Origin of the sequence: Streptomyces doebereineriae (genome assembly GCF_031845645.1) — a bacterium.
Taxonomy (GTDB): Bacteria; Actinomycetota; Actinomycetes; order Streptomycetales; family Streptomycetaceae; genus Streptomyces; species Streptomyces canus.
This window is the reverse complement of sequence record NZ_JAVREZ010000001.1, coordinates 622,573-641,828: the sequence shown is the minus strand read 5'-3', so window position 1 is coordinate 641,828 and position 19,256 is coordinate 622,573. Positions and strand designations below refer to the sequence as shown.

At 70.9% G+C, this 19,256-nt stretch carries 17 protein-coding genes and 1 pseudogene; 7 read left to right on the top strand and 11 right to left on the bottom strand.

What is annotated here, in order from left to right:
* Positions 1-20: 20 nt before the first annotated feature.
* The 7 genes from RNB18_RS03035 to RNB18_RS03005 are packed head-to-tail and all read right to left on the bottom strand — an operon-like array spanning position 21 to position 6,969.
* Positions 21-1,136 carry an acyl-CoA dehydrogenase family protein gene (locus tag RNB18_RS03035; RefSeq protein WP_311712558.1) on the bottom strand — a complete coding sequence of 372 codons (1,116 nt, stop codon included), beginning with the start codon at positions 1,134-1,136 and terminating at the stop codon, positions 21-23.
* Entirely contained in the window at positions 1,133-2,380 is a 1,248-nt protein-coding gene (locus RNB18_RS03030; protein ID WP_311712557.1) for an acyl-CoA dehydrogenase family protein, read from the bottom strand. The genes RNB18_RS03035 and RNB18_RS03030 overlap by 4 nt, the downstream gene beginning before the upstream one ends.
* A gap of 16 nt (positions 2,381-2,396) precedes the next feature.
* Positions 2,397-3,545, bottom strand: coding sequence for a thiolase family protein (locus tag RNB18_RS03025; protein ID WP_311712556.1), 1,149 nt, complete (start codon positions 3,543-3,545; stop codon positions 2,397-2,399).
* Complete coding sequence (locus RNB18_RS03020) at positions 3,542-4,000, bottom strand: Zn-ribbon domain-containing OB-fold protein (protein WP_311712555.1); 459 nt, start codon at positions 3,998-4,000, stop codon at positions 3,542-3,544. The genes RNB18_RS03025 and RNB18_RS03020 overlap by 4 nt, the downstream gene beginning before the upstream one ends.
* A gap of 1 nt (position 4,001) precedes the next feature.
* Positions 4,002-4,913, bottom strand: a complete 912-nt coding sequence (locus RNB18_RS03015; protein WP_311712554.1) for an SDR family oxidoreductase — start codon at positions 4,911-4,913, stop codon at positions 4,002-4,004.
* Positions 4,914-4,936: 23 nt separating this feature from the next.
* A complete protein-coding gene (locus RNB18_RS03010; RefSeq protein WP_311712553.1) occupies positions 4,937-5,647 on the bottom strand; it encodes a hypothetical protein in 711 nt (236 codons plus the stop codon).
* A complete protein-coding gene (locus tag RNB18_RS03005; RefSeq protein ID WP_311712552.1) occupies positions 5,647-6,969 on the bottom strand; it encodes a phenylacetate--CoA ligase family protein in 1,323 nt (440 codons plus the stop codon). The genes RNB18_RS03010 and RNB18_RS03005 overlap by 1 nt, the downstream gene beginning before the upstream one ends.
* A gap of 161 nt (positions 6,970-7,130) precedes the next feature.
* On the opposite strand from RNB18_RS03005, the gene RNB18_RS03000 reads away from it, so the two are divergent.
* The 6 genes from RNB18_RS03000 (at position 7,131) to RNB18_RS02975 (ending at position 14,074) form a co-directional block, all read left to right on the top strand.
* Entirely contained in the window at positions 7,131-7,892 is a 762-nt protein-coding gene (locus tag RNB18_RS03000) for an electron transfer flavoprotein subunit beta/FixA family protein (RefSeq protein ID WP_311713008.1), read from the top strand.
* A gap of 41 nt (positions 7,893-7,933) precedes the next feature.
* On the top strand, positions 7,934-8,896 hold the full coding sequence (locus tag RNB18_RS02995) for an electron transfer flavoprotein subunit alpha/FixB family protein (RefSeq protein WP_311712551.1): 963 nt from the start codon (positions 7,934-7,936) through the stop codon (positions 8,894-8,896).
* A 97-nt stretch (positions 8,897-8,993) separates the two neighbouring features.
* Entirely contained in the window at positions 8,994-10,073 is a 1,080-nt protein-coding gene (locus RNB18_RS02990) for an amidohydrolase family protein (protein ID WP_057612807.1), read from the top strand.
* A gap of 23 nt (positions 10,074-10,096) precedes the next feature.
* Positions 10,097-12,526 carry a bifunctional acetate--CoA ligase family protein/GNAT family N-acetyltransferase gene (locus tag RNB18_RS02985; protein ID WP_311712550.1) on the top strand — a complete coding sequence of 810 codons (2,430 nt, stop codon included), beginning with the start codon at positions 10,097-10,099 and terminating at the stop codon, positions 12,524-12,526.
* Positions 12,523-13,497, top strand: a complete 975-nt coding sequence (locus RNB18_RS02980; protein WP_311712549.1) for an LLM class flavin-dependent oxidoreductase — start codon at positions 12,523-12,525, stop codon at positions 13,495-13,497. The genes RNB18_RS02985 and RNB18_RS02980 overlap by 4 nt, the downstream gene beginning before the upstream one ends.
* A gap of 61 nt (positions 13,498-13,558) precedes the next feature.
* Positions 13,559-14,074, top strand: a complete 516-nt coding sequence (locus tag RNB18_RS02975; RefSeq protein WP_311712548.1) for a PaaI family thioesterase — start codon at positions 13,559-13,561, stop codon at positions 14,072-14,074.
* 29 nt (positions 14,075-14,103) lie between these two features.
* On the opposite strand, the gene RNB18_RS02970 is transcribed toward RNB18_RS02975, so the two are convergent.
* Both RNB18_RS02970 and RNB18_RS02965 read right to left on the bottom strand, forming a co-directional pair.
* The gene (locus RNB18_RS02970; RefSeq protein WP_057612810.1) at positions 14,104-15,255 is read right to left on the bottom strand and encodes an acyl-CoA dehydrogenase family protein; all 1,152 of its coding nucleotides are present in this window, start codon (positions 15,253-15,255) and stop codon (positions 14,104-14,106) included.
* A 122-nt stretch (positions 15,256-15,377) separates the two neighbouring features.
* On the bottom strand, positions 15,378-16,442 hold the full coding sequence (locus tag RNB18_RS02965; RefSeq protein ID WP_311712547.1) for a quinone oxidoreductase family protein: 1,065 nt from the start codon (positions 16,440-16,442) through the stop codon (positions 15,378-15,380).
* Between the two features lie 520 nt (positions 16,443-16,962).
* Between RNB18_RS02965 and RNB18_RS02960 the strand changes: the two are divergent.
* Positions 16,963-17,152, top strand: a pseudogene (locus RNB18_RS02960) (IS5/IS1182 family transposase); the annotation flags it as partial.
* Positions 17,153-17,180: 28 nt separating this feature from the next.
* On the opposite strand, the gene RNB18_RS02955 reads toward RNB18_RS02960, so the two are convergent.
* Together RNB18_RS02955 and RNB18_RS02950 are read right to left on the bottom strand one after the other, a co-directional pair.
* Positions 17,181-17,933, bottom strand: a complete 753-nt coding sequence (locus tag RNB18_RS02955; protein WP_311712546.1) for an SDR family oxidoreductase — start codon at positions 17,931-17,933, stop codon at positions 17,181-17,183.
* Between the two features lie 496 nt (positions 17,934-18,429).
* Positions 18,430-18,909, bottom strand: a complete 480-nt coding sequence (locus RNB18_RS02950; protein ID WP_311712545.1) for a winged helix-turn-helix transcriptional regulator — start codon at positions 18,907-18,909, stop codon at positions 18,430-18,432.
* Between the last annotated feature and the right edge of the window lie 347 nt (positions 18,910-19,256).

The following is a 19,256-nucleotide window of genomic DNA, read 5'->3' as shown; positions in this document are numbered from 1 at the left end:
CACGCTCCTACGGAACAAGCTCAGATCCCGAGCCGGTCCAGCAACCGCTCGTGGTACACCGCCGGCCCGCCGAACAGCAGCTGCGAGGACTTCGCCCGTCGGAAGTACAGGTGGGCCGGGTGTTCCCAGGTGAAGCCGATGCCGCCGTGGACCTGGATGTTCTCCATGGCCGCGGTCATGTACGCCCGTGAGCAGCAGGCGTGCGCCACGGCCGCGGCGACCGGGAAGTCCGGGGAGTCCTCGTCGGCCAGCCGCGCCGCCTCACGGGAGGACGCCTCGGCCAGTTCCACCTGGACGAGCATGTCGGCGCACTTGTGCTTGACCGCCTGGAAGGAACCGATCGGCCGGCCGAACTGATGACGGACGCGGGCGTAGTCCGCACTCGCCTCCAGGCACCGGCGCGCCCCACCCGCCTGCTCGGCGGCCAGCCCCACCGAGGCGATGTCGAGGACCTTGGCCATGATGCGGCCGCCGGCCCCCTCCGCCCCGACGCGCGTCGCGGGCACGGCGTCGAAGGTCAGCCGGGCCATGGCCCGGGTGGCGTCCAGGGTCTCCATCGGTTCCGCCGCGAGTCCCGTGGCATCCCGCTCCACCCCGAAGAGGGTGGGACCGGCGACGGTACGGGCGACGACGAGGATCAGGTCGGCCGTCGTACCGTCGATGACGAAGCACTTGCGACCGCGTACCGTCCAGCCGCCGTCGCCGTCCGGCACGGCGCGCGCCGAGACCATGGCGGGGTCCCAGGAGCCGTGGTCCTCGGCGACGGCGAGGGTGGCCGTGGTCCGTCCGGAGGCGATGCCGGGGAGGAAGCGTGCGCAGGCATCCCTGTCTCCCGAGGCCAGTAGGGCCTGGGCGGCCAGGAGGACGGTGGCGAAGAAGGGGGCGCAGAACAGCGCACGGCCCATCTCCTCCAGGACGACACCGAGTTCGACGAGGCCGAAGCCGTCGCCGCCGTACTCCTCCGGGATCGCCAGGCCCGGAAGGCGCAGTTGGTCGGCCGCCTGGGACCACACCGCCGGGTCGAAGCGCGGCTCGCTCTCCATGAGCTTGCGTACCGCTTCCTCAGGCGACTTGGAGTCCAGGAACTCCCTTACGGACGCCCGCAGTTCCCGCAGTTCGCTCTCGTCGGCGGTCACGACCGCACCTCCTTGACAGCGGCGGTCACCGGCTCCTTGGGCAGGCCGAGGACGCGTTCCGCGAGGATGTTCTTCATGATCTCCTCGGTGCCGCCGAGGATCCGCAACGCCGGGGTGGCCAGGAGGAGTTCGGTCCAGGCGTACGTGCCCCACTGACCGGTGTCGGCGATGATCCGGGGGCCGAGCACGTCGGACACGAAGTGCGCCGCGTGGGTCAGGTTCTGGCCGTACATCAGCTTCGAGACGGACATCTCGGGGCCCGGTGCTACCCCGCCGCGCAGTTTGCGCAGGGCGCGTGCGTTGAGGTGTTCGGTGGCCAGAGCGTCGACGAGGAGTTCCGCGAGGCGGGCGCGCAGGGCGCGGTCGTCCCAGGTCCAGGTGGCGCGCATCAGTGCCGAGAGGTGGTCCGGGGACAGGGCGGCGCCCACCGGGCCCACGCCCTCGCTGCCGACCGTCGCGCGCTCGTTCATCAGGGTGGTCAGCGCGACGGTCCAGCCGCCGTCGACCTCGCCGAGCCGGTGGTCGTCGGGGATGCGTACGTCGGTGAGGAAGACCTCGTTGAAGTCGGCGCCGCCGGTCATCTGCCGCAGCGGTCGTACCTCGACGCCGGGGGTGTCCATGGGGACCAGGAAGGCCGTGATGCCGCGGTGCTTGGGCGCGTCGGGGTTGGTGCGGGTGAGGGCGAGGCCGATCTGGCTGTGCTGGGCGACCGACGTCCACACTTTCTGCCCGTTGAGCACCCAGTCCTCGCCCTCACGGACGGCCCGCGTCGCCACGCTCGCCAGGTCGGACCCCGCGCCGGGCTCGCTGAACAGCTGGCAGGCGATGGCGTCACCGCGGTACATCGCCGGCAGCCAGCGGTCCTTGATGTGGGGCTGGGCGTGGGCCAGGATCGTCGGCCCGATCATGCCCAGGCCGATCACACTGAGCACACCGGTGTCGGCGACGTCGTACTCCGACTCGACGGCGTCGTAGAGCAGGTCGTGGACGGGGGTCAGGCCCCGGCCGCCGTACTCCACCGGTCCGGTGATCCAGCCGAAGCCGTTCTCGTAACGGATCCGCTGCCACTCCCGGGCGCGTTGCACGAACTCCCGCTCCTCCTCGGGCGGGAGGCTGCTGAAGTACGCCATCGAGTCGTCGCCCTCGCCCCAGGTGACGGCGGTGCGGTCGGGGGCCTTCGCCACGTGCGCGTCGAGGAAGCGGCGCGCCTCGGCGGCGAAGTCCCGCATGTCGTCGGATTCCATCGCGTTCGCTCCGCTGTCAGGTCGAGAGGATCGTCACCGCCGACGCGCCGGGCGCGCCGTACAGGTGGGTGTAGCCGACGCGCGGGGTGCCGGGGATCTGGCGGGTGCCCGCCGTGCCGCGCAGCTGGAGAACGATCTCGTGGATCTGGCGCAGTCCGGACGCGCCGATCGGTTCCCCGTTGCCGAGCAGTCCGCCGTCGGTGTTGACCGGGAGCCGGCCGCCGATCTCGGTGGCGCCCTCGGCGATGAGGCGTTCCTGCTCGCCGTCCTTGCAGAGGCCGTTCTCCGCCATGTGGATGATCTCCGACCCGGCGTCGGTGTCCTGGAGCTGGGCGACGTCGACGTCCTCGGGGCCGATGCCCGCGCGTTCGTACGCGTCCCGGGAGGCGTCCACGCTCGGGCTGTCCACGGGCTCCCCGACCGGGAAGGACGGGCTCTGCACCTCGAACGCGCCGAGCCTGCGGCTGCGCAGGGAGGTGGCCCGGACCCGCACGGGGGTGGAGGTGTACTTGTGTGCCTGGTCGGCCCGGCACATCACGATGGCCGCGGCGCCCTCGTTCGGGCCGCAGTACATGAACTGGCGCAGGGGGTAGTTGAGGACCGGGGAGGCGAGGACCTCCTCGGGCGACAGGGGTGTGCGGCGCCAGGCCTTCTCGTTGCCGGCCGCGTTGCGGAAGTTCTTGGAGGCCACGCGGGCGAGCGTCTCGTGTGAGATGCCGTGCTCGTGCATATAGCGGTTGATCTTCATGCCGAAGAAGTGGGTGGTGAGGAAGAGCCCGGTCTGCCCGTACCAGGAGGGGATGCCCGCCACGGACGGGTCGGCGGCGAACGCGCCGCGCGGGTGCTTGTCCAGGCCGATCGCGATGGTCAGGTCGTGCTCGCCGGTCTCGATCGCACGGGCGGCCAGCGCCACCGCCGTACCGGCCGTCGCGCAGCCGTTGAAGACACCGCGCATCGGTATGCCGGTCAGGCCGAGCCGGCCGACGATCGCGTCCGGGTTGGCGACCTCGTAGCTGCCGATGTAACCGCCCTGGATCTGCGGCCAGTTCACGCCCGCGTCGGCGAGCGCCAGCCGTACCGCGTCCGCGCCCATGTCCAGGGCGGGCTTGCCGGGGAACCTGCCGAAGGGGTGGAGTCCCACCCCGATGATGACGGCCTCGGTCATGACGCCTCCTCCTCGACCTGGGTGGACTCTTCGACCGGGGTGAACGCGAAGGTGACGACCTCGGTGCCGTCGTCCTGCACGGTGTAGGGCACGAGCGTCAGCCGCATGTCCTGCCCGATCCGCAGTTTCTCCGGGTCGGGTTCGGTGAGCCGGGCCTCGACCAGCAGCTCGCCGGGGAGTTCGATGTATCCGACGGAGTACGGCTCGAAGGTCTCGGGGCCGTCGTACGGCGGGGACGGCGGGCGGAAGTCCTGCGTCGTGTACGTCCACAGCGTGCCGCGGTCCGCCAGGAGCCGTTCCTTCGACTCGTCGCTCGCACACCGGACACAGGTCGCGGCGGCCGGGAAGCTCACCAGGCCGCACACCCTGCACTCGGAACCGATCAGCCGGACGGGTGCGGCGGCGGGCGGCCAGGTGAACAGGCCCTCGGCGACCGGGCGTTGGGTCGTCGTCATCTCAGGCCCCGTTCCGGCTGCCGAGGGCGTCAGCGTTCGGAGCCGCCTTGGCCACCAGGTTCGGGACGACGGAGGACAGCTCCTCCGGGGTCCAGCGGGTGTCGGCGCTCGCGGCGGGGCCGTTGACCCAGCCCTCCAGCACGGTGATGCGGTTGCCGACGACGCCGAACACCCGGCCGGTGACCTCGCGCGAGGCGGCCGAGCCCAGCCACACCACCAGCGGTGAGATGGCCTCGGGGGTCAGGTCCTGACTTTCGGCGGCCTGCTTCATCATCTCGATGTCGTCGGTCAGCCGGGTCAGCGCGGTGGGCGCGATGGCGTTCACCGTCACGCCGTAGCGGGCGAGTTCGGCGGCGGCGATGATCGTGAGGCTGCCGATGCCGGCCTTGGCGGAGCCGTAGTTGGACTGGCCGGGGTTGCCGAAGATGCCGGACGGGGAGGTCGTGTTGATCACCCGGGCGTCGTTGTCGTGACCGGACTTGGCGCGCTCGCGCCAGTACGCGGCCGCGTGGTGCAGGGTGGCGAAGCTGCCCTTGAGGTGGACGGCGATCACACTGTCCCAGTCCCGCTCGGTCATCGACACGATCATCCGGTCCCGAAGGATGCCGGCGTTGTTGACCAGCACGTCCAGACCGCCGTAGGTGTCGACGGCCTGCCGGACGAGCCGGCCGGCACCCTCCCAGGTGGAGATGTCGTCCGTGTTGGCCACCGCCTCGCCACCGGCCGCGACGATCTCGTCGACCACACTCTGGGCGGGCCCGGCGGAGGCGCCCGCACCGTCCCGTCCGCCGCCCAGGTCGTTGACGACGACCTTCGCCCCGTGTGCGGCGAACGCCAGGGCGTGTGCCCGGCCGATCCCGTTGCCGGCGCCGGTGACGACCGCGATCCGGCCTTCGACCACTCCTTCAGACATGCTCAATTCCTCCATCGGAAAGGTCAGTTGGCCTCGGCGAGCAGGACTCGCGGGTTGTCGCTGCCGCAGCCGCACCGGCCCACGACGACGCGTCCGGTGATGCCGAGAGGTGTCTCGGGCAGGGGCGAGGTGCGCCCCTCCCCCGCCGCCACGGTCAGCTGTCCATCGCGCTCGCCGAACCGCCATTCGGCGGCATTGACATGTGCGCCGCTCCGCTCGGGGCACTCCAGCGCGAGCGCCGGTCCCACTGCCGAGATCACGGAGGCGGTCACCCCCACTCCGCGCAGGAGGGGTACGGCGGCGGGCCGGGCCAGCACTACGGGCGTGGACCGGAACATCTCGCCGATGTCGGCCGTGCCGGCGAGCCCTTCCAGCGTTTCCGCCGACAGGCCGATCACCGCGTGCGGGGTCAGTTCGCGGTGGAAGACCGCGGTGCGGCGGTGGTCCCAGCCCATCGCCTCGGCGATGCCGTACGGCACCTTCAGCGTGCGCAGGGCGCCGATCACCGCATGTCCCCAGAAGCCCTCGAAGCCGGAGGCGGTCAGCAGGGCCCGCTGCCCGGCGGCGAGGCCGTGTTCGCGCAGCCGTGCGGTGGCCCACTCGGTGTCGCGGGCGAGTTCCGCCCAGGTCAGCTCCAGGTCCTGCATGCCGTCGGCGGTGGGGAAGCGCAGGAGATAGGCGAGTTCGGGGCGGTCGAGGGTCCTGGCGCGGGCCAGGGTGTCGGCGCGGGCCATCAGGTCTTCACCACCCGGGGGAATTTGGCGACGCTGGTCATGGTCTTCAACAGGTCCTCCTCGGTGCGCATGTCGAGCACCGGCTTGACTCCGGTGCGCTCGCGCACGGCCTCGCTCAGGCGTCCGGCCAGCGCGTCGACGTCGCCGGTGAGATGGGGGTCATAGCCGACGCGCAGCCGCAGTTCGTCGACCTCGCGCCGGTCCCGGACGATCTGGAAGACGCCGGCGACGGTCTCCGGCTGGTCCTCGACCGCCTGCCAGACGTCCCGCAGGACGACGGAGCGTCCCTGGACCACCGTCTCGTCGCCGCTCCGCCCGGCCACCCACATGCGGGCGTGGGTGCGGCCGCAGCCGCAGGTGTCGCGGGAGAGGCGGACGAGGTCCTCGCTGCGGTAACGGATCAGCGGCGCGGCCCGGTTGTCCAGGTCGGTGGCGACCAGTTCGCCCAGGTCGCTCTCGGGGACGTCGTGCCAGCCGTGCTCGTCGACCTCGACGCACTCGGCGAAGACGGTGTCCTCCCAGAGGTGGAAGCCGTCGTGCTCGCGGCACTCCCACGCGGTGCCGGTGTCGGCGGCGCTGGTGTACTCGTAGACGTCGATGCCCCAGTCGTCGCGGATCCTCTCGCGCATCTTCCGGCTGAGGGGCTGACCGGCGCAGGAGGCGCCCTTGAGGGAGGAGAAGGCTTCCCTCAGGTCGGTCTTCTCGGCCAGGTGCTCCAGCTCCACCATCTGCGGATACATCATCTGCAGGTAGGCGGGGCGGTAGGTGCGCAGGGCCTCGACGACCTCGGGCATGTTCCCCATCCAGGTGTCCACCTCGATGACCACCGCGCCCAGCGCCTGGAAGCCGGCGTCCATGAAGTTGCGGAAGGTGCCGGGCGGGCTCAGGACCCGGTCCCCGGGCCTCAGACCCAGCTCCCACAGGTCCCGTACCTGTGCGGTCACCAGGGGCGGGGCGTCCTGCCAGATCTCGGCGAAGAACTCCGGGTCGCCGGTGGTTCCGGAACTGGAGGAGACCGAGGTCAGCTCCTCGACCGGGACGCAGAGCAGGCCGGCGAAGGGGTCGCCGGTGCGGCTCCGGTAGGCACGGATCATGTCCTTGGTGATGAACGGGATGCGTGCCCGGAAGTCCTCGAGGGACTGGATGTCACGCGGGTGGGCCCCGTGCTCGTCCCACAGTTCACGGTAGAAGGCCGAGTTGGCGTAGGCGTACTCCACGAGCTCCAGGAGCTGTTTCTCCTGCCGCGCGCGCAGTTCCTGGCGCGGCATGGTCTCCACCTGGGGCTCGAAGTACCTGTCAGCGGTGTCCCTGTCACCGACCATGGCGCCTCCTCGCGGCTCAGTGCCCAGATCTTCCAGCTATCAGCGCAATCAGTCAACCAATTCGACGGATTGGGCGCGAGACTCGCGCTCCGCCGATCTATATAGTTAACTATTAGCACTCATTGAACCACAGGAGGGCTGCCGTGAAGATCGTTGTCTGTGTGAAGCACGTCCCCGACGCCACGGCGGACCGCACCTTCACCGAGGACGGCACCACCGACCGGGCGTCGGTCGACTCACTGCTGTCCGAACTCGACGAATACGCCGTCGAGCAGGCACTGCGCCTGGCCGAGTCGGACGCCGACGCCGAGATCAGCTATCTCACCGTCGGACCGGACGACGCGCGCGACGCCCTGCGCAAGGCCCTGGCCATGGGCGGTGACTCGGCGATCCATGTCAGCGACGAGGACATCGAGGGCAGCGACGCGTTCGGCACGTCACTGGTGCTGGCCAAGGCGATCGAGCGGCACGGCTTCGATCTCGTGCTGTGCGGGATGGCCTCGACGGACGGCACCATGGGTGTGCTGCCCGCGCTGCTGGCCGAGCGGCTCGGCGTCCCGGCCGTCACCCACCTCGAAGACCTGGCGATCGAGGACGGAAACGTCACCGGGCGCCGTGAAGGCGACGGCGCGACCGTACGGATCCAGGGCGCCCTGCCCGCCGTCGTCTCGGTGACCGACCGCTCCGGGGACGCCCGCTACCCCTCCTTCAAGGGGATCATGGCCGCGAAGAAGAAGCCGGTGGAGACCCTCGACCTCGCCGACCTCGGCATCGAGGCCGCCGAGGTCGGCCCGGCCGGGGCGCGGTCGGCCGTGGACACCACGACCCGGCGCCCGCCGCGCACCAAGGGCGAGATCGTCGCCGACGAGGGGACGGGCGGCGTGGGACTGGCCACCTTCCTCACGGCCAAGAAATTCATCTGACCGCGCCCCGCCCTGAACCTGCCTGAAGGAGTTGCATCACCGTGGCCGAGATCCTCGTCCTCGTCGACCACGTCGACGGTGCCGTACGCAAGCCGACCCTCGAACTGCTCACCCTGGCCCGCCGCTTGGGCGAACCCTCGGCCGTCTTCCTGGGGGCGGGCACGAACACCGCGACCGAGGTACTCGGCCGGTACGGCGCCCGGAAGATCTACGTCGTGGACGCACCCGAGGTCGACGAGTACCTCGTCACCCCGGCCGTGGACGCCCTCACGCAGATCGCCGAGCGCACCGGCCCGGCCGCGATCCTGCTGCCGTCCGGGCCGGACGGCAAGGAGATTGCCGCGCGGGTCGCGCTGCGCCTCGGCTCCGGACTCATCACCGACGCCGTCGATGTCACCGCTGGACCCGACGGCCCGGTCACCCAGCAGTCGGCGTTCGCTGCGACGTACCAGGTCACCGCACACGTCACCCAGGGCGTGCCGGTGATCACGGTCAAGCCGAACGCCGCCGCCCCCGAGGCCGCCCCCGCCGAACCCGCCGTCGAGAAGCAGGACGTCACCTTCGGCCCGCCCTCGCACGCCGTCCGGGTCCTGTCCCGCACACCGCGGGAGCGCGGCCACCGGCCCGAACTGACCGAGGCCGACCTCGTCGTCTCCGGCGGTCGTGGGGTGAACGGCGCCGAGAACTTCGCCCTCATCGAACGGGTCGCCGACGCGCTCGGCGCGGCCGTCGGGGCGTCCCGTGCGGCCGTGGACGCGGGCTGGTACCCGCACAGCCACCAGGTCGGGCAGACAGGCACCCAGGTCTCCCCGCAGCTCTACCTCGCCGCCGGCATCTCCGGCGCGATCCAGCACCGGGCGGGCATGCAGACGTCCAAGACCATCGTCGCCGTCAACAAGGACGCCGACGCCCCGATCTTCGAGCTCGCCGACCACGGCGTGGTCGGGGACCTCTTCGTGGTGCTGCCGCAATTGGTGGACGAGATCGAGCGGCGCCGGAGCTGATCTTTCACGGCCCGGCCTTCCCTTCGGCCACCCATACAACTAAAATCGCTAACTGATTACATCCATTGAGCTTGCAACCTTGACCCGAAGGAGCGTCATGACGAAGATCTGGGTCAACTCCGGGGACTCCCACGTGATGGAACCCGCCGATGTGTGGACCGAGAGGCTGCCCGCACGGCTCGGCGCCCGCGCCCCGCGCAGCGAGCGCGGCGAGAAGTACGAGATGCTCTACATCGACGGGGAGCGCATCGACCGCCAGCTCGGCGACTTCATGGACGCCATGCGTCCGCCGGGCGCCTGGGACCTGAAGGTCCGCCTCAAGGACCTCGACCAGGAGGGTGTGTGGTCCCAACTGGCCTTCCCCTCCATGGGGTTCTGGCTGGTGTCGATCACCGACCGGGAGCTGGCCCGGGAGACCGTACGGGCCTGGAACGACTGGGCCCACGAGGAGATCCTCAGCAAGAACAAGCGGGTCATCACCACCGCCTGCCTCTCGACCGCCGACATCGACGACGCGGTCGCCGAGGTGGAACGGGTGGCGGAGCTGGGGTTCAAGGCCGTCTTCCTGCCGTGTTCCACGCGGGACGGCGAGGAGTACGCCCTCGACCGCTGGGAGCCGCTGTGGACGGCGGTCGAGCGGGCCGGTCTGGTGCTCGCCTTCCACATCGGCACGGGCGGCCAGAACGTCGTCTTCCGCGGACCCGGCGGTGCGGTCGTCAACTACATGGAGACGACCTACCCGGGCATGCGCGTGGTGTCCCACATGGTCGCGGGCGGCGCTCTGGACCGCCACCCCGACCTGAGGATCCTCATCGCGGAGGGCGGCGCGGGATGGATGCCGGCCATCGGCGACCGGATGGACGAGGCCTACCGCCAGCACGGCATGTTCGTCCGGCCGAAGCTGAGCCGGCTGCCCAGCGAGATCATCAGGCAGCAGGTGTACGCCTCCTTCCAGCACGACAAGAGCTCGGTGGAGATCGTCGAGTCGACCGGCTACCGCAACGTGATGTGGGGCGACGACTACCCCCATCTGGAAGGCACCTACGGCCACACCCAGTCCACGCTCCACGACCTGTTCGACGGGGTGCCGGACGACATCCGCGAGCGCGTCACGCGCGGCACCTTCAACGAGCTCTTCCGCCTGCCGGAGCAGACTCCCCAGGAGGCGGCCGTCTGAGCGGCGCCGACGGAACCCCTCCGGTGACCACTCCCCCGTACCCCTCGTATCCCGAAGACCTGGAACGGCCCGGGCTCGTCAGGACCGGGCGGTCGACCTTCGTCCGGCCCATCCGGCCCGAGGACGCCGACCGCCTGGTCGCCTTCGTCGGCACCTTGTCCCGGGCCACCCTGGCCTACCGCTCCCTGGGTCCGGTGGTCCGCGCCCGCGACGACGTCATCCGGCGCGGCGCGCACGTGGACTACCTCAACGAGCTGGCGCTCGTCGCCCTGGCCGGGGACGAGATCGCCGGCCTGGTGCGCTACGTCCGCAACCCGGAGGAACCGGAGCACGCCGAGGTCACCTTCACCATCCGGGACGACCACCAGAGCGAGGGGTTCGGCAGGCTGCTCCTGGAGCACATCGCCGCCGCCGCGCGTGCACGGGGCATTCGGGTGCTGGAGGCCGACGTCCTCGCCGACAACGCCCGGATGATCAACGTGTTCCTCGGCTCCGGCTACCGGATAGAAGCCGGTCCGCCCGGCCAGATCATCCACTTCGAGATCGCCGTCGATCCGCAGGCCCAGGCCGTGGCGCGGGCCGAGCGCCGCGAACAGACGGCCGTACGGCGCTCGCTCAAGCCCCTGCTCGAACCGCGCTCGGTCGCCGTGATCGGCGCCAACCGCGACCCCCTGACGATCGGCCACGAGATCGTCGCCAACCTGCTGCGGGGCGGCTTCGCCGGCAGCGTGTTCCCCGTCAACCCGCGCGCCGGGCAGATCGCCGGGGCGCGGGCGTACGCAAGCGTCCGGGACCTGCCCGAGCCGCCGGACCTGGCGCTGGTGGCCGTACGGGCCGAGGCCGTACCCGGTGTCGTACGGGAGTGCGCGGAGGTCGGGGTCAAGGCGGTGGTCGTCGTCTCGACGGGCTTCGGCGAGACCGGAGCCGACGGACGAGCCGGCGAGCTGGAGCTGGCGCGTTTCGCCCGCGCCTCCGGAATGCGGCTGGTGGGCCCGAACTGTATGGGCGTGGTCAACACGACCCCCGCGGCGCGACTGGCCGCGACCTTCTCGCCCGCCCTGCCGACGCCCGGCCGGGTGGCGATGTCCAGCCAGTCCGGGCCGCTCGGGCTCGCGGTGCTCGACTTCGCCCGGCGGCTGCGACTCGGCTTCTCCGGCTTCGTGTCGGTGGGCCACGCCGTCGACGTCTCCACCGACGAACTGCTCCAGTGGTGGGAGGAGGACCCGGGCACCTCGGTGATCCTGCTGCACGTCGAGACCTTCGGCGATCCGCGCCGGTTCGCCCGCGTCGCCCGCCGGATCGCGCCGCGCAAACCGATCGTCGCGGTCCATCCGGGCCACGCGGATTCGGCGGTGAGCTCGCTGTTCGCCCAGTCCGGCGTGATCCGCACCCGCAGCCTCCAGGAGCTGTTCGACGTCGCCCTGCTGCTCGCCCACCAGCCTCCCCCGCCCGGCAACCGGGTCGCCGTGATCACCAACGCGGGCGGCCCGGCGGCGCTGACGGTCGGCGCGTGCGCGGCGAGCGGTCTGTGCGTGCCCGCGCTCGGTGAGCGCACTCGGCAGACGCTCCGTCCGGCCCTCGCGTCCCACGCCGACGTCTCCAACCCGATCGACCTGACGCCCACGGCCACGGCCGCCCACTACCGCCAGGCGCTCGATGCCGCCTTGGCCGACGACGACATCGACGCGGCCGTCGTGCTGTTCATGCCGCCGCTGGCGGACAAGCCCGACGAGGTGGCGTCGGCGATCCTCGACGCGGCCGCGGCCCGGCCCGACAAACCCGTGCTGGCCAGCTTCCTGGGCGGAGCGGGCGTCGCCGATCTCCTGCACCGGGGCGACCTGGTGGTACCGACGTACACCTTCCCCGAGGCCGCGGCCACCTCGCTCGGACACGCGGCGGCCTACCAGGCCTGGCGCAGCACCCCCGCGGGCGTCGTACCCGACCTCGCGGGAGTCGACGCCGAGCGGGCCCGGTCGCTGATCGCCTCCTGTGCCCCCGGGCCGGTCCCCGCAGCGGTCGCCGCCGAACTGCTCGCCTCGTACGGGATCGCCGTACGCGGGGGTGAACCGGGCCCCGGTCCCGACGCGTTTCTCACCGTCCGCGCCGACCCGGTCTTCGGCCCGGTGGTCGCCTTCGGGCTCACCGGGGACTACGCCGACCTCATGGCGGACGTCGCCCACCGCGTCACCCCCCTCAGCGACCGCGACGCCCGCGAGATGGTCCGCTCGCTGCGGGCCGCCCCGTTGCTGGACGGCCGGACCGGGGGCCCGGGGGTGGACCTCGCGGCCCTGGAGGAGACCGTCCTGCGCATCTCGGCGATGGTGGAGGACCACCCCGAGATCGAGGCGCTGGAACTGCGCCCGGTACGGCTCCTGCCGCCCGGGGACGGAGTGGCCGTCGCGCACGCGACGATCCAACTGGCCGACAACACAGCAGCTGGAGGTTCCTCGTGAAGGTGGGCATCTACTTCGACCTGCGCAACCCGCCACCGTGGCAGCAAAGTTGGTCGCGGGTGTACGGGTTCGCCCTGGAGATGTGCGAGGAGGCGGACCGCCTCGGCCTCGACTCGGTCTGGTTCTCCGAACACCACGGCTTCGAGGACGGCTATCTCCCCCAGCCGCTCACCATGGCCGCCGCGGCCGCCGCCCGCACCCGCCGCGTCCGCCTGGGCACCGCGGTCATCCCCGCACCGCTGCACGCGGCCCCCGAGATCGCCGAACAGGCCGCGCTCGTGGACATCATCAGCGACGGCCGCCTGGACCTCGGGCTCGGCACCGGCTACCGGGTGCCCGAGTACCGGCTGTACGGCGGCGACCTCACCAAGCGCTACACCACGACCGATCAACGGGTACGGGAGATCCGCGGCCTGTGGGCCGAATCCCTGGTCACCCCGGGCCCGGTCCAGGATCCGCTGCCGATCTGGCTCGGCTACCAGGGCCCGCAGGGCGCCCGCCGGGCCGGCCGGCTCGGCACCGGTCTGCTGTCCCTCAACCCGGCACTGCTGACGCCGTACCGGGAAGGGCTCGCCGAGAGCGGGTACGACCTGTCGACGGCCCGTATGCAGGGCTCGTTCACCACGTTCGTCACCGAGGACCCCGACGGCGACTGGCCGGTCGTACGCAAGCACCTGGCGTACCAGTGGGACAGCTACCGCCGGTACATGGTGGAGGGCACCGAGCAGCCCCCTCCCCGACCCATCGATCCCGAGAAGTGGCGGGAGACGGGGCTGAGCGCGACCGGTGTCGGTCAGTTCCTGTACGGCACTCCGCAGGAGGTCGCCGATGCCATCAAGGTGTACGTGGCAGGGTTGCCGGTGGAGGGCGTGTTCCTGTGGGCCTCGCTGGCCGGGATGCCCGAGGAGATGGTGGCCCGGCAGGTCCAGCTCATCGCCGGGAAGCTGCGTCCGCTGCTTGCCGATGTCTGACACCCAGATGTCTGACACTCCGTTCCCTGACACTCCGACGCCCGACTAGAGGAGTCACACCATGTCCACGACGCCACCGACCGGGCCCTGGGCGGGGGCCGATTTCCAGGAGCCGCCCCGGACTCCCGGCGGGGTGGCCCTGTGCGGGGCGTGCCGCGCCGCCGGTTGCTGCCGGCTGGGAGTGGAGCACGAGCGGCTCGAGGAGGACGGGTCGGCACGGTTCGAGCTGTCCTGCCCCCGTGACCAGGAGGGCGGGCCCGATGTGGCGCACGGCGGCTGGACCGCGGCCGTACTGGACGACTGCCTCGGCCATCTGCCGCTGCTGCACCGGGTGTTGAGCGTGACGGCGGAACTGACCGTGAGCTTCGTGAAGCCGGTGCCGGTGCAGCGGCCGCTGGAGGTCCGGGCCTGGGTGGAGAAGCGGGAGGGCAGGCGCTGGTACATCGCGGGCGAGATGGTGCTGCTGCCCACGCGGGCCGTGCTGGCCCGGGTCTCCGGAATCTGGGTGACCCGGGACCAGGGCCACTTCGCACGGCACCAGGAGTGGCTGGCCGGTCAGGACGCCGAGGCTCAGTAGGAACAGCCGACAGGCCCGGGCGACTGGGCTCAGTAGGACCTGAGCCCCATGCTGCGGGCAATGCCGTTGCGCTGGATCTGACTCGTGCCCCCGGAGATCGTGGCCACGATCGACTCCCGGTACCGGAAGCTCATCACGCTCTCCGTCGAGAACCCGTGCCCCGCGCAGACCTGCATCCCGAGCCGGGCGGCCGCCACGTACGTCTCCGAGCCCTTCAGCTTCGCCATCGACCCTTCCCGTGTGCACGGCTTGCCCTGGGCGAGCAGCCAGGCCGCCCGGTAGGCGAGCAGCCGGGCGGAGTCGATCTCGGTCTGCAGGTCGGCCATGGCGTGCGCGAGGGCCTGGAAGTTGCCGATCGGCCGGCCGAAGGCGTGCCGGTTGCGGGCGTAGTCGAGCATCTCGTCGAGCGTGGCCTGAGCGGCGCCCAGATAGCCCCCGCTGATGATCACCTTCTCCAGCTCGATGTTGGAGAGCATCACCTTCCAGCCCTCGTCGCGCGGACCGACGAGGTTCTCCTTCGGCACCAGCGCGTCGTTGAAGAAGACCTCGTTGGTGCCCAGGATGTGCCGGGCCAGTGTCGGCGTCCGGCGCACCTCGACGCCCTCGGTCGCGGGATCGACGAGCAGCAGGCTGATGCCGCCGTGCTTGGGCTCGCGGGGCCCGGTCCGCACGTACGTGGCGATGGTCGTGTCGGGCAGACCGCCACCCGTGCACCACGCCTTCTGACCCCGGACGAGGAAGTCGTCCCCGTGGTCCTCGGCGGTGGTGCGCAGTGCCGCGGCGTCGGACCCGCTGTCCGGCTCGCTGAGACCGACGGCGAGCCGGTGCCGGCCCGTCATCACCTGCTCGCGGATGAAGTCGCGCTGCGCCTCGCTGCCCCACCGGAACACCGTGATGCCGGGAATGAGCACCCCGATGTAGCACATGGCCACGTCGAAACTGGCCCGCCCGAGCTCCTCGGCGATCAGGATGAGCTCCAGCGGCCCGCCACCGTCGCCGCCCTCGTCCTCGGCGAACGGCAGCGAGAACCACCCGAGGTCGGCCATGCCCCGGAACAGCTCGGGTGGTACGACGCCTTCCTCGTCCCACTGCTTGGCCTTCTCGGCCGGGCACACGTCGGCGACGAACTTCCGAGCCGTCGCACGCAACAGGTCCTGCTCGTCGGTCAGCCCGAAGTCCACGGCCACTCCTTCGCCAGCATAGGCTATTCATCTATCTAATTGTTCTATGTTAGCGGATAGGAGGCAGCGGTAGTACTGCCGGACCACGGCTACCTGAGCGCCGGTTCCCGGCGGCCGCGGGCTCAGGGCAGGAGGAGTACTTTGCCGGTCTGGCGGTGGCTTTCGAGGTAGGCGTGAGCCTCGGCTGCTTCTTGCAGGGGGTAGGCGCGGTCGATGATCGGGTTGATCTTTCCGGCTGCCAGGAGTTCCAGGCAGAGTTGCTGGTCGCGCAGGGTGGCGCCGCGCACGCCGGCGATTTTGACCTGTTGGCCGATGACGGCGAGGGCGTCCAGTTCGAGGCGGGAGCCCTGGTCGGTGGGTGTGCCCAGGACGATGACGGTGCCGCCGAGCCGTGTGCAGGCGAGGGAGAGCTGGAAGAAGTCGTTGCCGCCGACGCAGTCCCAGACGGCGTCGGCGCCCAGGCCGTGCGTCAGCTCCCGTACCTGTGCGGGCAGGTGGGGGTCGGTGGAGTGGACGATGTGGTCGTAGCCGAGCTTGCCGAGTGCTTGGTCGTGGTCGGGTTTGGTGGTGGTGCCGATGACGGTGGCTCCGCTGAGTTTGGCCAGTTGGGCGCAGGCGATCGCCATGCCGCCGCTGGCGCCGGTGATGACCACGGTGTCGCCGGGGCCGACGGGGGCCTGGCGGGCGCAGTTGAGGGGGGTGGTGTAGGTCCACATGGTGGCCGCGGCGGTCTGGAAGTCGACGCCGTCGGGGATGGGCAGGAGGGCGTCCTGGCGGCGCACGACGTACTGGGCGTATCCGCCGAAGACCTGGTGTCCGGGGTAGGCGGTGTCGACGCACAGGTTTTCCAGTCCGCGCAGGCACAGGGCGCAGGTGCGGCAGGGCGGGTGCGGGAGCTGTACCGCCCGGTCGCCGGGGCGCCAGCGGGTGACGTTGTCTCCGGTGGCGACGATGTCACCGGCCGCGTCCCGGCCGAGCTGGAAGGGCAGCGGCCACGGCGGCCGTCCCGGCAGCGGCTGCGGCAGGTTGCCCGCACGGTAGCGCAGGTCCCAGCTGTTGACGGCCGTGGCGTGCACCCGCAGCAAGACGTCGTCGGGGCCGACCTCGGGAATGGGCGCCTCGATGTACTGGAGCACCTCGGGCCCGCCGTGTTCGAACAGGCGGACCGCCATCATGGTCTGTTCCACTCTCACGTTCCTTCACATCGATACGCGGTTCATCGCAGGCCGCTCACCAGTGACGGACACGGGATGGAACGGAGACGGCACGGGAGCGGACCGCGAGCACGTCGCTGATCGCCGAGCGTGTGTCCAGCCGGATCCCCGAGGAGTACGCCGAGCTGGGCTGCACAACCACCAGGCAACAGCCGCCGCATAAAGCCCCTGCCGCTCCGCGCATGAAGCTTCCATGAAGCTGGGCAGGTTCCTCAACCGCCGGCGGACCCGCGCGGGGGTGCGTCGGCCGGGCGGGCCTCGCGCGGGTCCGGTCGAGCGTCTACTTGATCACCCGGAAGGTGTGCTCAAGACGACCGGAAGTGGATCGTGGCCGCCCGGCAGACGGTCGACCTCCAGGCGGTCAATGTGCCCCCGATGACGGGGAGTTCGCCAATGTGGTCGATCCACGCCCACCGTGCGGTCGGAACTCCTGCCGTGCCTCCGCGGGCATCCGCTCCCTCCCACGCCCGGGCGATTCGGCGCGTCCAGAAGTGGTCCCAGCCCGGTCGAACGCGCGCGACCGGGCAGCAAGCACCACGTCCGTCACCGACGGGCAGGGCATCCCGCTCGCGGTGTCGCCGGCCGGTGAAAACCGTAACGACGTCACTCAACTGCCGCCGCTGCCCGGCAGGATCGCAGCTGTGACGGGGAAGCACCGCGGCGGCCGTTCGCACGCCGCGCCGTGCTCCGGGTCGGGTTGCGACGCCCCAGTTAGCTCTGTGAACCTCCCGTAACGTCCACCCAGCTCCCCGTCACCCACCGGCCCCCGTCCGAGGCCAGGAACGCCACCACATCGGCGACGTCGGCCGTCTCCCCCACCCGGCCCAGCGCGGACAGCGCCGCCAGCTGCTCCCGCGCGTCCTCGCTCGCGTGCAGCAGTTCATAGGTGCCGTCGGTGGCTATGACCCCCGGCGCCACCGAGTTCACGGTGATGTTCCGAGGGCCCAGCACCTTGGACAGGTACAGGGAGAAGGTGTCCAGAGCGCCCTTCGTCATGGCGTACGCGATGGCGTTCGGAATCTTCGCGCTCCGGGCCAGCCCCGACGACACGTTGATGACCCGGCCGCCGTCGCGCAGGCGGGTCATGCCGTGCTTGACGAGGAGGAAGGGCGCCTTCACGTTCACCGCGAAGACGCTGTCGAACTCCGCCTCGTCGATTTCCTCGATCGACCGGGTGTTGCCGATTCCGGCGTTGTTCACCAGGATGTCCAGCCCGTCCGCGTGCCGGTCGAACTCCTCCCACAGGGCCTCGGCGTCCCCGGGCACCCCCAGCTCCACGCCGATCGCGAAGGCTGAGCCACCCGCCGCCTCGATCGCGGCGACCGTCTCCTTCGCCGCCGCCTCGTTCCTGCCGTAGTGCACCGCGACCCGTGCGCCGTCGCGTCCCAGCCGCTCCGCGATCCCGCGTCCGATGCCCCTGCTCGCCCCGGTGACCAGAGCCGTCCTGCCCGCAAGCACGCCCATGTCGGCGCCTCCTTCGCAATTCTCTAGCGGTCGTTTGGGGACGACCCTAGAGGGCCTGACTTTAAAAATGCAATCCAGAAGGGGTGCGACTCGGCCCGACTTTCGAGGGAGGCGGTGAGTTCGAGGGCGTCGGGGTGTCGCCGCATCGGTGCTGAGCAGGCACTTCTGGCCTCCGGCTGCGCGGACGGCGCCGCGAGCCGCCGGAGGGGGCGGTGACGCGAGTGGGGTTCTTGCTGCTGTTCATGGCGCAGTCGGCGAAGCTCTCGGGCACCCTGACGCGGGCGGCAGCAGGGAGGGTCAGGAGGGAGCCTCAGTGAGTGCCCGGACCCTCAAGAGATCCATGGATCCAGGAGTGCTCACTGGAATGCGGGCAGCTTCTCTGTGTACCGCCCCGGCCGGGTCCTGTGGGCCGCCGGATGCCCCGCCGTTCCGCCGCGTTCCGGATCCCGCCGCATTCGGCCGGGCGGGCCCGGGCACTCGTTGGCGGTGGCTGCGTTCAGCCGGACTGGCTGGTGGATGAGCTCTGAGGGTCGGGTGCCGCCATCAGCGACACATCCTCCATGGGAACCTCGCGACCCTCGTCATCGAGGAACCCCACATGGACGGCCCGACCCGTGGAACGGGTCCGCTGACAAACGGAGGGACCTGCGGGCCGCGGACGGTGACGGTCGCCCCACTGCTGCAGCGCACCCAGGACGGGCTGCAGTTCGAGCCCGGCCGGCGTCAGGTGGTAGCTCTGCCGGGGCCTGCTGCCGGCCTCCTGGTAAGCCAGTGTCCGCAGCACTCCGGCGTCGACGAGAACCTTGAGCCGGTCACTGAGCAGGTTCGACGCGATGCCGAGAGACGACTGAATTTCAGCGAAGCGGTGCCTGCCGTAGAGAACCTCACGCAGCACCAGCAGAGTCCACCGCTCGCCGAGTACCTGCAGGCTCCGCTCCATGGAGCAGGCCGGCTCGTCATCCATGGGGCCGGACACGTGCCTTCCTGACGGCACAGAACTCACCTCTCCATCGACGCCGGGTACTCGTTCCGGTGGCCATACGCCCAGCAGCGTGCACCGCATACCTGAGTTTACTATCACCAGCCAGCAGGCGCGTACGCCTGCCGGGCGGGAGCTGGCGACCCGGGAAGGTCCTGCCGGTCTGGCGCATGTGACGTCAAGGAGGCGCAGTCGGAGGTGTCCCGCAGCGGACGCCGGACATTGACGGCGCTGCGGGAACGGCGGTCGGCCGGCCGTAAGGCGCGGCCGCCTGCTCCTGATCCGAGCGTCGCCGGCCGTGTCATGCACCTCGGCAGCCGCACGCGGTCTCCGGAGTCTGCGAG

Coding starts and splice junctions, on each gene's coding strand:
- RNB18_RS03030 (WP_311712557.1), bottom strand. CDS start 2,380: ATGGAATCCGACGACATGCGGGACTTCGCCGCCGAGGCGCGCCGCTTC.
- RNB18_RS03025 (WP_311712556.1), bottom strand. CDS start 3,545: ATGACCGAGGCCGTCATCATCGGGGTGGGACTCCACCCCTTCGGCAGG.
- RNB18_RS03020 (WP_311712555.1), bottom strand. CDS start 4,000: ATGACGACGACCCAACGCCCGGTCGCCGAGGGCCTGTTCACCTGGCCG.
- RNB18_RS03015 (WP_311712554.1), bottom strand. CDS start 4,913: ATGTCTGAAGGAGTGGTCGAAGGCCGGATCGCGGTCGTCACCGGCGCC.
- RNB18_RS03010 (WP_311712553.1), bottom strand. CDS start 5,647: ATGGCCCGCGCCGACACCCTGGCCCGCGCCAGGACCCTCGACCGCCCC.
- RNB18_RS03005 (WP_311712552.1), bottom strand. CDS start 6,969: ATGGTCGGTGACAGGGACACCGCTGACAGGTACTTCGAGCCCCAGGTG.
- RNB18_RS02990 (WP_057612807.1), top strand. CDS start 8,994: ATGACGAAGATCTGGGTCAACTCCGGGGACTCCCACGTGATGGAACCC.
- RNB18_RS02975 (WP_311712548.1), top strand. CDS start 13,559: ATGTCCACGACGCCACCGACCGGGCCCTGGGCGGGGGCCGATTTCCAG.
- RNB18_RS02955 (WP_311712546.1), bottom strand. CDS start 17,933: ATGGGCGTGCTTGCGGGCAGGACGGCTCTGGTCACCGGGGCGAGCAGG.